Origin of the sequence: Acinetobacter junii (assembly GCF_018336855.1) — a bacterium.
In the GTDB taxonomy this organism is placed as follows: domain Bacteria; phylum Pseudomonadota; class Gammaproteobacteria; order Pseudomonadales; family Moraxellaceae; genus Acinetobacter; species Acinetobacter junii.
Genome location: NZ_CP059558.1, coordinates 2,629,297 through 2,642,873 on the forward strand (window position 1 = coordinate 2,629,297; position 13,577 = coordinate 2,642,873).

Below are 13,577 nucleotides of genomic sequence, written 5' to 3' on the forward strand. Positions count from 1 at the left end.
TTCAAAAAGATAAAATGAATATTAAATCGCATTTTCTATTTAATCAAACAACTGCTGTAGCCTCATTCGTCTTATACGCAAGCTCATTTCTTTCAACATATAGTTGCTAAAAACAACCAGTAAAAAGCCGATTAAAAACGAACCAACCACATCAAATGGAAAATGAACACCGACATAAATTCTAGATAAACCAACAACCAGACTGACGAACAAGCCAATAATTCCAATTGTCTTAAATCCAGCAAGTAGATAAGCAAATGCAATAATGACAACGGTTAGCGTATGCTGACTAGGAAAAGATGAACTCAAGCCATGCCCTATCAGCTTATGTCCTAAATCCAACTGAAATGGACGTGGATGATGATAAAAATATTCGATTAAGTCACTTAATATCAAAGAGATAAGCACTATAAATAAGGTTTTAGCAAAGATTAGATGATGTGTTTTCCATTTTAGAACCAGCATCAAAACCAGCAAACTGATAAAAACAGTATTTAGATCATCCGCTAAAAAAACTGCGATCTTGTCTATGATAGGGAATTGGGTCGCGAGTGAATTGATACTATGAAACAAATAAATATTTGTTTCCTCAAAGATCATATTATGTTTATCCACGGTCTTGATATCTATCACAAAGAAACTCGTTTTAATGTAGGCAAGTAAGATGAAAGAATGATGAAATCATTATACTTTACTATTCACATTATTATTGATATCAAAAACTTATTTTGTAACTGAGAATTATTCTTGCAAATAGAAGCATTTAGAACTATTTGCAAGAATGTCTTATCGATTTAAAATTTAAATTCTAAGCCAGTACCCACAACAGGTTGCTTATCCTTAGCATCAGCCTGTTCAAAAGTTGAGTAACCTGTATATCCGTAGACTTTAACTTGTTTGTTGAAAGCATAATCTAAACCCAACAACATTTGCTGAGCATCAAAATCTGCCTGTTCTGTTTTAAATGAAGTTGAATTCTGACTGTACTGTGCTTTGACTGTCCAATTGGCATAATTTGGTACTTTGTACTCAGCACCAATCAACCAACCATTAGAATCATCAATATTTGCAGCAGCTTCATCATTTCCAAGTTTATTTTCAACCTCAGAAGTTTGATAAAGCGCTTTGATCATCAATCCCTCAACAGGTGTGATTCGACCGATTAATCGCAATGTATTTGCCGCTGCAAAAACCTCATCTACATTGGTTTCTGTATCTTTTGCATTTAATAAACCGTGTCCCAAAAAATCACTTGGAATAGCTTTGTCATAACCAACGCCAAGTAAAAATAAAGGATGGCTATAACTCAAAGAAGCAGACCATGCATCCCCTAATCCACGTCCAGCCGTATTTACACCACCGCGTTTATCATCTTCAATACCTCGACTCTCACCTGTAGCCAACAAAACACTGGCTTCAATATTACCGCCTTGAAAAGCTAGCTCTGGAGAGTCGTACACCACCACATTATTGACACGATTTTCTCCTGTCATAATGCCTGTGATATCGGCTTTATTACTTATATAGTTATTAAAACTATCGACAGGACTAGATAACTCTTTGAGCGGAGTATTATGCTTACCGACTTTAATAGTTCCTAAACGCTGATCTTTTAAACCAATATAACGATTTCTTTGAGACCAATCAGTCTTGTCGCCATCAGCATAAAATGCCCACTCTGCTAAATAGACAGCGCTCAAACGATCAGATAATTTTTCTTCGCCTTTAATGCCTAAAAATGAACTATTGCTATTAATTTTCCATACATCGCGATCAGATGAGTTAGCATTATTTTCTGGTAAATAATCTAAACTTGCATCTATCTCACCATAGAGTTTTGGTGCTGCAAATGTTGAACTAGTGACAACACTTAAGATCGCTGCACATACAATTTTCATCTTCATTCTAGTCATCCTAACCATCTAAAAAATACAAAAAGAACCCATATTTCGCTGATATCAGCAAAATTATGATTTAAAAAAGAATTGTGAGTACTTGAGAAAACTCATGTATTTCAATCAACACATGAGTTTTCCGAGAATTTAATTACATATGATAAAAAGGGAAAACACCGAAAATCAAAGCACTACCCATCAATACGCAACAGGTAATAAATGCCCATTTCAAAGTGAATTTTTGATGATCTGCCAATTCCACAGCTGCCAAACCACACAACAAATAAGTTGAAGGAACAAGTGGTGATAATAAGTGTATCGGCTGACCAATAATCGATGCGCGCGCAATCTCAACAGGTGGAATACCATAATGCGAAGCCGCTTCAGCTAAAATCGGTAGCACACCGAAGTAAAAAGCATCATTTGACATAAAGAATGTGAGTGGCATACTCAATACACCTGTAATCGGTGCAAGATAAGGCCCCATACTTGGTGGAATAATCGCGACGAAGCCTTTCGACATCGCTTCAACCATACCTGTACCCGATAAGATGCCCGTAAATACGCCCGCCGCAAAAATCACACCCACGACTGCAAGCACACTATCTGCATGCATCGCGATACGCTTTTTCTGCATATTTACGCATGGGTAATTCACAACCAAAGCAATACAGAAACCAAGCATGAATAAGATCGACATCGGTAAAATCCCTTTCACCAAAGATGCCATCAACAACAAGGTTAAAATACCGTTGAACCAGCGTAAATGTGGACGTTGCGCATCTGGGTCTTTTGAGATCGAGATATCATCAGCATGACTAATATCTACCAGCTCAATAACACCTAAACGCTTACGTTCGTACATGCCATACAAATAAGCCAAGAAAAATAACCAAGCAGCCGCAACGATCATCGAGGGAATCATTGGAATGAATACTTCACTTGCATCCACTTGCAACGCGCTTGCGGCACGTGCTGTTGGACCACCCCACGGCGTAAGATTCATAACGCCACTACACAACAACATCAAACAAGTCATAATGAGTGGATTCATGCCAACACGTTTATATAGTGGCATCATGGCTGCAACACAGATCATGTAGGTCGTGGAACCATCACCATCTAAGGAAACCAATAAGGTTAGAAAAACAGTTCCTAGGGTAATTTTGAGTGGATCACCTTTGACTTTCTTCAGAATCCATCTAACCGATGGGTCAAACAACCCTGTATCAATCATCAATGCAAAATAAAGGATTGCAAAAAGAAGCATTACGCCCGTTGGTGCAAGTTTTTTAATACCATCTAACATGGTATTGCCGAGCTCGGCTAATTGAATATGACTAAGACTTTCAAAATAAAAACCCAATCCCCATGCAATAATTGCAAATAAGAATGGGATTAAAATTAATGCAACTAACGCACTAAGACGTTTTGACATGATCAAATACATAAAGCACATGATCATGCTAATACCTAAAAAAGTAAGCATTTTAAGCAATCCTTAGCATAATTAATATTGTGACTGGTTAACTCCTAACCCAGCCGAGATTCTATGCGATAGAAATCAAAATAATTCATTTAATTTTATTATAACAATCAACAAATACATTCACATGAAAAATAAACAAAAAACATATAATATCAAAAATCAAAAACAAGTTATTGATTTTAATAATTTTACATGAAAACAAATACAACCAAGTGATAAAAAATTGGTAAAAATAATATTTAAAAATACTATATATTTACCACATCTATGCAATATAATAGTGCAAATATTGGTTATTTTTTAACTATTTTATTAATATAACAATTAAAACAAATAAACCTAATTAGAAAAACACATATAATGAATAAATAACACCCAACCGAGACCAGATTAATATTCAAACAATTATTTTATTTAACACCCGAAAAAATAATAAAAATCCAAAATAGATTTATTTATTAAAAATCTATTTTTTTATAATAAAAATATTATTTAAAACAATCCTCAAAAAACATTCTAACGAATAACATTACAATCAAAAAAAGAATACTGTCTAAAATCATAATTTTAATTATAATCATAGATAGTTTGATCCTAAACGATATAAAACAAAGACATAACGCATGGAAGGAACAAAAAATGAATCTTTATGAATCTCAGGGACACCGCGATACTGCCCATGAGCAACTTTTTAACATCTTCAACCAACAACGTTCCGCATTTAATGCTCTTCCATATCCCGATTTAGATTCAAGACGTAGCAAATTATTTAAGCTAAAAAAGCAAATTATTCGTTATCAAGATGTCATCGCCGAAGCCATTAATACTGACTTTAGTTCTCGATCAATCGATGAATCAAAACTGCTCGATTTACTTGGTTCTGTTCTAGAGGCTGAACATGCGATCCGCCATCTAAGAAAATGGATGCGTCCAAGCAAACGAAGCACTGAATTACTTTTTTTATCAAATCGACTAAGAGTCCAATACCAACCTAAAGGTGTGGTCGGTGTTGTTGTACCTTGGAATTTCCCTGTTTACTTGGCTTTAGGACCATTGGTGGCAGCCTTGGCTGCTGGCAATCGGGTCATGATTAAATTACCTGAAATCACACCTGCAACCAATGCTGTTATGAAACGCATGCTTGCTGAAGTTTTTAGTGAAGATGAAGTCGCTATTTTTGGCGAGGAAATTACCGATCCTTCGCTATTCACGACCCTGCCTTTCAATCATATCGTTTTCACAGGGTCACCCGCGATCGGTCGTGTGGTGATGCGTGCTGCGGCAGAGAATTTAACCCCAGTCACCTTAGAACTAGGCGGTAAATCACCAGCATTAGTGAGTCGTCATTATCCATTAGCTGATGCTGCCATGCGTATCCTGCATGGGAAAGCGACCAACTGTGGGCAAATTTGTGTAGCACCAGATTATGCACTTGTTCCAAAAGAAAAAGTAATTGCGTTTGCTGAAAAATGTAAATCACATTTCACATCTATGTATGGCAACACAATTGATGAAAATAGCAATTACACCTCCATCGTCAATGATCGTCATTTAAAAAGACTGCTTGAGATACTTGAGGATGCAAAGGCTAAAGGTGCTGAGGTTATTGTATGTGGTGAATATCATCCAGAACGTGATGCTCGTCGTATGCCTGTACATCTCGTATTGAATTGCACAGCAGATATGCGCATTCTCAAGGAAGAATTATTTGGTCCCATCTTACCAGTCGTTGCATACGATACGATTGATGATGCGATTACCTACATCAAAGTGGGTGAACGCCCATTAGCACTGTATTGCTTTACCCATGATGCCAATGAACGTGACTATATTTTAAAACAAACTCATTCAGGTGGTGTGACGATCAATGATTGGGGTTGGCATGTAGTCAACCATGATGCTCCTTTTGGTGGTATCGGTAACTCAGGTATGGGAACTTATCATGGTGTTGAAGGTTTCCGAGAGCTTTCGCATGCAAAAACTATTTTTACCCGTCAGCGCTTTTTCCCAACCCAATTATTCTATCCACCCTACGGAACTTGGGTACAAAAACTCGCTTTGCATTTCTTTTTGAAAAAGGGCGATCCAAATCTCAAATAAAATTGAAAAAAAGAGAGTTTAAAACTCTCTTTTTTTAACTGAATGAACAGGTTATTTCCTTAGTTTGGATCTAAAAAACGTAATCCAACGCCTGCAATTGTAAAAATATAAGATGGCGTGAGTGCTGAATCACCTATTTTAGTACGCAATTTTTTAACTAAAATTCGGAGATAGTGAGTATCCTCTTCGTGGCTGACACCCCATAGCTCAGCCATGATTTGTTTTTGGGTAACAATCTTTCCTTGGTGGCGAATCAGTAATGCTAAAAGCTGTATTTCTTTTTTAGTTAGAATAATTTCTTCATTTTCAACTCGAACTATATGTTCCGCAATATCAACAAACAGTTTCCCATCGTTAAACACCGTCTTCTGCTCTGATGTTGGCGCTTTATTACGAAACAAGACACGCATACGCGCGCAGAGTTCCTGAATACTGAAAGGCTTGGTAACGTAATCATTTGCCCCCGCATCCAGTAATTTAATTTTTTGGTTTTCATCAGGTCGAGCAGAAAGCACAATAACTGGAACATCAGACCACTGACGCAATTCTTTAAGTACGTCATGGCCATCCATATCAGGCAACCCCAAATCCAGAATCAAAAGATCAGCACCTCGTGTAGCTAAAATCTCTAAACCCTTCATACCATTTTCAGCAACTTGCACTCGATAACCTTGCGCCCGCAAAGCAATATCCAAAAATTTTCGAATTTGTGGTTCATCATCAATAATGAGAATCGCCATGTCTGAGTTGAGTAATTGCGGCATAAAAACTGTATTTAATCCTGATGTAGTGGTAATCGTATTCGAATAACTGTGCCATGACCATGTCTGCCACTCTGAGCCTCTATACTTCCCATGTGCGCACCGATGATCGCTTTTACGATCGAAAGGCCAAGCCCTGTTCCTGTCTTACCCCGATCACCTCTTTGCATGGTATAAAACATATCAAAAATCTGTTCTCGTTCATTTTCAGGAATGCCGATACCTTGATCTTCTATCTCGATCTGTAAATAGCTCTCAACCTGCTGAATGTTCACCTCTATCGGCACATTATCTGGAGAGAATTTGGCTGCATTTTCTAAAACGTTAAAAATAGCTTGTTCAATTAAAGCGGGATGTACATATAACTGAGGAAGATCCTCAGCACATGTGGTCTTAATGCTTACATAAGGTTGATATCGTTTTAAACGTTCAGTTGCAGAAGTAATTAACTCATTGACACCAATCCAAGCACGACTTAAAGTCAAACCTTGATGACCTAGACGAGTCATATCCAAAAGATTTTGAATATAGCGATCTAAGCGCTCACCTTCTATATGAATGGTATCTAATAATTCATGCCGATCTATCTCAGGCATTTGTTCGCCATAATATTTAAGCGTGTCTGCTGAGCCAATCATTGCCGCCAACGGCGAACGTAAATCGTGGGAAACTGAAGACAATAAAGCTGAACGAAGCTTTTCCGTTTCAGCTACAACTCTTGAATTTTCCAATTGCAAAGATAACTGTACACGAGACAATGTTTGCGCAATATCTTCGATCATCAACTCAGTCAAACGCTGTAGTTCAAAACTGAGTGCCTGTGGATGGTCCCGAAAGCGAATGGCAATAACCCCATGATTCTCGACAAGATTCAGTGGATTAAACCACCACTCTGTCTGCGTTAAAGTATTGGTAAAACGTCCACAAGGTTTTGCATTTTTTTGAGCCCAATCTGCCGCGATTTGATCTTTGTCATTTAGAATCGAGATTTCACCAGAAACTTGAGAACCAACTCTCAGCCATACATATGCGTTTAATGAGCTTTCTAAGTGTTGCGTAGCTATATTTAGAACTTGTTGAATATCCACACAGCTGGATAACTTTCTTTCTAATTCCTGTAATTGTAGTGAAGCTGAATTGGCAGCACGTAAACTCAAAACCTGAGCACGCAACTGATTTGCTAAGCGCCCGACCAAAAGTGCTGAAATAATAAAAGTAATAATTGTAATCACACCGCGTTCAGCACTAATCATAAATGTGAAGCGTGGTTCAATAAAAAAGTAGTTATAGAGTAAAAAACAAATAAATACGCTAGCGAGCGTAATCAACATTTTTGCTCGAATTGCGACAAGCAAGACCGTGACAATAAAGATTAATGCTAAATCACTATATCCAATAAATCGGTCACTGATCGCAGCAATCATCAATCCCAATAAAATAATGAATGAACTTTCTAATAATTCTTTATGGTCAACACTAAATTTCTGCTCAGACTGAGCCATATCAAGTAGTGAGTTTTTTAACTCCTGTGACTTAGACTTTAAAGGCTGAACAAAAGTAATCTCAAAAGGATGTTGTTTTTCTAAAAGCTGATCAGCAATATGATCTGAAGATAAACGTTGCCATAAAGATTTTTTAGCGCTCTTACCCAATAAAATATTAGATGCGCCATAATCATAAGCAGCCTGTAAAATCGTTGCTGCGATTTGATTGCTATACAATAAATAGGTATCTGCACCTAACTTACGTGCCAAATTAAATGCTTTAGTGACAGCAAAAGTTTGCGTGTTTTCAATCTTGCTTTTTTGAATTGAAATCACACTCCAAGTTGCATTCCTCCTTTCAGCGATCCGATGTGCTCGTCTGACCAAATCTTCAGAAAATTCAGTTCCATCGATGGCTAACATGACATGATTTTGAATCGGAATAATTTGTCCCTGAGCTACAAATTTCTCCCGATAATCAATATCCACCTGCCCTGCAACTGTTTGAATCGCAAGGTCTCGTAAAGCAATAAGATTGGCTGGCTTAAAAAAGCCTTGCAAGGCATGTAGAGCGACATCCGCTAAATAAATTTTGCCATGATTCATACGCTCCAATAGTTCAGGTACAGGAAGATCAACCAAGCGAATATCTTTTAATCTTTTTAATAATGCATCAGGCACCGTTTCTGTTACCCGAATGCCCGTAATTTGATAGACCACATCATTCAAACTTTCGAGATGCTGAATATTCAATGTGCTATACACATCAATACCCGCATCTAATAGTTCATTCACATCTTGCCAACGATATTTATGACGACTATTTGGTACGTTTCGATGTGCGAGTTCATCAACCAAAACAATTTCAGGTTTTAATTTCAGAATTTGATCAAGATCCATTTCATCTAAAAATCGATCTTGATATTCAACAGTCTTTTTAGGAACAACATTCAGCCCTTGAATCAAAGCTTCTGTATCAGCTCGACCATGCGTTTCGACCACACCCACCAGCACATGATGACCTTGTCGCATCAACTCATGTGCTCTCGACAACATGGCAAAGGTTTTGCCCACACCAGGTGCTGCACCCAAGAAAATGGTTAAACGTCCAGATTGTTCACGTTGGCTATGTGCCAACCATGCATCTGCTTTGTTATTTCGGTCGATCTGCATAGGCTCAGCTCTATCAACGTGAACTTGATGACAATTGATCTAAAGCGATGTTGAGCTGAAGCACATTGACTCGCGCCTGCCCATACAAGCCCAATTGAACAGGTTGAATCTGTTGTTGCACTAAATCTCTCACTTTCTGCTCGGATAATGCACGTTGTTGTGCCACACGTTTCACTTGTAATAGTGCACTTTCAGGTGAAATATCTGGATCAATCCCACTACCCGATGCAGTGATCATCTCTGGTGGTACGTGTTGCTCAAGAATTTGATTGTTTTGAGCAAACTGCAAGGTTCTTTCTTTAATTTTCTTTTGCAATTCAGGATTAGAAACCGCCAAGTTACTTCCTGCCATGCCATCCACATTATAATTCACAGCACTCGGACGACTATGGAAATATTGTTCACTCACAAAGTTCTGTCCCACCAAGCTTGACCCGACAATTTTTCCATTTAACTCGATGACACTACCATTGGCCTGTTTTGGAAATAACAATTGAGCCAAAGATACACTCACACTGCAATACAATACGCCTGCGATCAAGAACCCAACCAGCACTAAACCTAGACTAGATCGAAAAATGGATTGTGCTTCAGTCGATAAGGGAAGATTTTCTAATGTATTCATGATGTACTCCTAAATCCACAACGACACAACAAGGTCAATCAATTTGATCGCAATAAACGGAAAAACCACGCCCCCTACGCCATAGATCAGCATATTACGACGCAATAGCTGTAAGGCACTGGCAGGTTTAAATTGCACCCCTTTCAGCGCTAAAGGAATCAACATCGGAATGATCAGCGCATTAAAAATCAATGCAGAAATCACCGCACTACTTGGACTACTCAACTGTAAAATATTCAAGACATCAAGCTGAGGAATCGCAACGGCGAACAATGCAGGTAAAATCACAAAGTATTTAGACACATCATTTGCTAAAGAAAATGTGGTTAAAGCGCCTCGAGTAATCAACTGCTGCTTGCCAATTTCTACTACATCAAGCAGTTTGGTTGGATCAGAATCTAGATCGACCATATTTCCAGCTTCTTTTGCAGCTTGCGTTCCTGAGTTCATTGCCAAACCAATATCTGCTTGTGCCAAAGCGGGTGCATCATTGGTTCCATCGCCAACCATCGCGACCAATTTTCCTGCGGCTTGTTCTTTACGAATACAGGCTAACTTATCTTCAGGTCGAGCTTCAGCAATATAATCATCTACACCTGCTTCAGCGGCAATTGCGGCAGCAGTCAAAGGATTATCCCCTGTTACCATGATGGTTTTAATCCCCATCTCTCGTAACAATGCAAAGCGTTCTTTAATTCCTTGTTTAATCACATCCGACAATTCAATCACACCTAAAATTGTATGATTCGATGCAACAACCAATGGCGTTGCGCCTTTAGACGCGACTTGTTCTACACGAGTTTTCAGCTCAATATTGTCTTTAATCTCTAGCTGAGTAAATTTTAGAATAGCATCTACTGCACCTTTGCGAATCTTTTGCCCTGTCGCTAAATCAACACCAGATAACCGTGTTGAAGCGCTAAACTGAATAAATTCTGCGTCTTTAGGTTCACGGATACTTTCACCCATTTCTTTACCTAAACTCACGACCGATTTACCTTCAGGCGTTGGGTCAGCAAAAGACGTGAGCATTGCTGCTTGGCGTAATTCACTTGGACTCACACCAGCCAATGGGTAAAAAGCGGTCGCTTGGCGATCACCATAGGTTATTGTGCCTGTTTTATCCAACAGCAATACATCAATATCACCAGCAACCTCAACTGCCTTACCTGACTTCGCCAATACATTGGCTTTTAAGGCTCTGTTCATCCCTGCAATCCCAATCGCAGGCAACAAACCACCAATTGTTGTTGGAATGAGACAGACCAATAATGCAATCAACATCACCAGACTGATTTTGATCCCCACCATAGAACCAATAAACGGCAATGTGGCAACCACAACAATAAAAGTAATGGTCATGATATTGAGTAAGATACTCAGCGCAATTTCATTCGGTGTTTTTTGACGGTTTGCACCTTCAACCAAAGCGATCATTCGATCTAAAAAACTATTGCCTGCCTCATTACTGACACGAACAATAATTTGATCAGATAGAACTTTGGTACCACCAATCACACCTGACCGATCCGTATTGGCTTCACGTAATACAGGTGCAGACTCACCTGTCACCGCCGACTCATTAATGGTGGCAAAACCTTGAATAATTTCACCATCAGCAGGCACAATTTCACCTGCTTTAATGATCACCAAATCATCTCTTTTTAATAAATTTGCAGAAATCACCGTTGCTGTAGCATTCAAATCAGCAATTTTATTTGCCATTAAGTTTTCACGGGCTTGGCGTAAAGAAGATGCCTGTCCACGTCCTTTGGCTTCTGCTACTGCTTCTGCATAATTGGCAAACAAAACGGTTACCAATAAGATCAAGCTCAGTAAAATACCAAATCCAAAACTGGTACTCCCCATCAACGTTGCCACGATGGTTAACACTGTTCCAATCCATACACATGCCATTACAGGATTTTTAAAAGCATGCTGCGGTAATAATTTATAAAAGGTTTGCTGAATAATTTCTTTATTCAAGATATCCATTTGTGTCGCATTAGAGTGATTCATGATACTTGCTCCACTAGATCTTTACAGATAAATAATCAGCAATTGGTCCAATCACCAACACTGGCATAAATTGCAATAGCGTTAAAATCAGTACAATTCCGATTAAAGTCAGTGCAAATGTAGGCGACTCAATCTGTAATGAACCCTTGGTCTCATCTGCTTTAGGTTTAGTTGCTAGGCTGACTGCAATTAAAACTGGAATGATCAGTACGCTATAACGACCTGCTAATAACGCAACACTGGTGCTTAGATTCCACCATATAGTGTTGTCGGCTAAGCCTTCAAAACCAGAACCATTATTGGCAAACGCAGACACATATTCATAAAAGACTTGGCTAATAGCATGCGATGCAGGGTTTGAATTTCCTGTTAAAGATGGGAAAGCGATGGCGATAGCAGTTAAACCAAGAATTACCACTGGTTGTAATAGAATGACCAATGCCAATAACTTAATTTCAGTGACTTCAATTTTTCGTCCAAATAATTCTGGCGTACGACCTGTCATCAAACCTGCAATAAATACAGCTAAAAATAGATAAATAAAGAACTGTAATAAACCACAACCAATCCCCCCCCAAATGGCATTGATCAGCATATTGCATAGCTCAACCAAACCCGTTAATGGTGAAGCTGAGTCATGCATCATATTGACCGAACCATTATTTACCTGTGTGGTTAAACTTCCCCACAAAGCAGAAGCTTCAGCTCCAAAACGAACTTCTTTACCTTCCATTAATGCAACATTAGGAATCAAGGAGGATTTTTCAGCCCATAAAGTGAATAAAGAAGAAGCCAATGACATCCACAACATCGTGCCCAAAATCATCCACATTAATTTTTTGCGTTGCACAAAACGACCTAGCATAAACACAACCGACATTGGGATCAGTAAGATCGCAAGCATCTCCAGCACATTGGATAATGGCGTTGGATTTTCTAAAGGCACACTACTGTTTGGACCATACCAACCACCACCATTACTACCTAATTGCTTTATCGCCACCATCGGTGCAACGGGTCCAAGTGTAATATGTTGTGTCTGTACTTCGGTGCTTCGATCTAAAACTTGCGCGGTTGGACTAGCAGAAAGTGTCGATGGCACACCTTGAAAAGTCAGTAATAGAGAAAAAACTAAACCCAAAGGAATAAAGAATCGGAACAGTGGTCGGATCATATCCATCCAATAATTTCCAAGATTAATTTGTGACGCATTTTTGGGTTCAATATTTTCCAAAGCTTGATCTTTGGGCTGTAAAAATAAAGCTCTTAACATGGCTGTTAGTAAAGCCAAACCCATAATTGGAGATAAATATTGCAAACCAACAATCACTGTCATTTGCGACAGATAAGACAATTGAGCTTGTCCTGAATAATGCTGCTGATTGGTATTGGTTAGAAATGAAATCGTTGTGTGTACTGCTAAATCCCAATTCATATTTGGAATACGATCTGGATTCAACGGTAACCAAGCTTGCGTCATCAAGATCGCTATACTTATACCCAACAACAAAAGATTACTGAGGATAAATGCACCAAGATATTGTCGCCAATTCATACCCACTTGTTTCACGTTCAAAATGGAATAAATTGGTTGTTCGATCCATTTAAAGAAACGATCGCTTCTCATTGGTTGAGCTTGCATCACATCTGCAAGATAGCGTCCTAATGGATAGGCTAAAACCAATGCAAGGATAAATACGGAAATAAATTCCCACATAGCACATGCCATTAAAAAAATAAGTCAGCACTAGTATGGAAATTGACTGCGTAAATTCTCTATGTTAGAAAAAGTGAACCGCGTAAATTTTCTGTAAAATTTATATGAAAAATTATTTGATCAGAGAAATTGCACATATATGACAAATTATGTAGATAGAATCTAATTTTTTACAAAAAATCTTTGACCTAATAAAAATTTTTTTTTGCAAAAATGCAATTATTTGAGTACGAAAATTCAAACTAATACTTTATATATTTCATCATATTATCAATAAAAACACATATGTATATAATTATTTATAGCATTTTTTT

Annotated in this window: 9 protein-coding genes; 1 reads left to right on the forward strand and 8 read right to left on the reverse strand. The window is 38.2% G+C overall.

What is annotated here, in order from left to right:
- Window positions 1-39: 39 nt before the first annotated feature.
- The 3 genes from H2677_RS12110 to H2677_RS12120 all read right to left on the reverse strand — a co-directional run bounded on the left by H2677_RS12110 (window position 40) and on the right by H2677_RS12120 (window position 3,384).
- On the reverse strand, window positions 40-600 hold the full coding sequence (locus tag H2677_RS12110; RefSeq protein ID WP_004963780.1) for a phosphatase PAP2 family protein: 561 nt from the start codon (window positions 598-600) through the stop codon (window positions 40-42).
- Window positions 601-794: 194 nt separating this feature from the next.
- A complete protein-coding gene (locus H2677_RS12115) occupies window positions 795-1,904 on the reverse strand; it encodes a porin (protein ID WP_212638644.1) in 1,110 nt (369 codons plus the stop codon).
- Window positions 1,905-2,046: 142 nt separating this feature from the next.
- Window positions 2,047-3,384 carry a CitMHS family transporter gene (locus H2677_RS12120; RefSeq protein WP_004908617.1) on the reverse strand — a complete coding sequence of 446 codons (1,338 nt, stop codon included), beginning with the start codon at window positions 3,382-3,384 and terminating at the stop codon, window positions 2,047-2,049.
- Window positions 3,385-4,023: 639 nt separating this feature from the next.
- On the opposite strand from H2677_RS12120, the gene H2677_RS12125 reads away from it, so the two are divergent.
- On the forward strand, window positions 4,024-5,484 hold the full coding sequence (locus tag H2677_RS12125) for a coniferyl aldehyde dehydrogenase (protein ID WP_212638645.1): 1,461 nt from the start codon (window positions 4,024-4,026) through the stop codon (window positions 5,482-5,484).
- Between the two features lie 59 nt (window positions 5,485-5,543).
- Here the strand turns inward: H2677_RS12125 and H2677_RS12130 are convergent, their stop codons facing one another.
- Genes H2677_RS12130 through kdpA form a run of 5 tightly spaced genes read right to left on the reverse strand, consistent with a single transcriptional unit; the run spans window position 5,544 to window position 13,263 of the window.
- Window positions 5,544-6,248: a response regulator gene (locus tag H2677_RS12130; protein WP_212638646.1), complete on the reverse strand. Its 705-nt coding sequence runs from the start codon at window positions 6,246-6,248 to the stop codon at window positions 5,544-5,546.
- Window positions 6,249-6,259: 11 nt separating this feature from the next.
- Window positions 6,260-8,902, reverse strand: coding sequence for a sensor histidine kinase (locus tag H2677_RS12135; RefSeq protein WP_212638647.1), 2,643 nt, complete (start codon window positions 8,900-8,902; stop codon window positions 6,260-6,262).
- Window positions 8,903-8,915: 13 nt separating this feature from the next.
- A complete protein-coding gene (gene kdpC, locus H2677_RS12140) occupies window positions 8,916-9,527 on the reverse strand; it encodes a potassium-transporting ATPase subunit KdpC (protein WP_212638648.1) in 612 nt (203 codons plus the stop codon).
- Between the two features lie 9 nt (window positions 9,528-9,536).
- On the reverse strand, window positions 9,537-11,546 hold the full coding sequence (gene kdpB, locus H2677_RS12145) for a potassium-transporting ATPase subunit KdpB (protein WP_212638649.1): 2,010 nt from the start codon (window positions 11,544-11,546) through the stop codon (window positions 9,537-9,539).
- A gap of 13 nt (window positions 11,547-11,559) precedes the next feature.
- Window positions 11,560-13,263 (reverse strand): potassium-transporting ATPase subunit KdpA, encoded by a 1,704-nt coding sequence (kdpA, locus tag H2677_RS12150; RefSeq protein WP_212638650.1) that lies wholly within the window; start codon window positions 13,261-13,263, stop codon window positions 11,560-11,562.
- Between the last annotated feature and the right edge of the window lie 314 nt (window positions 13,264-13,577).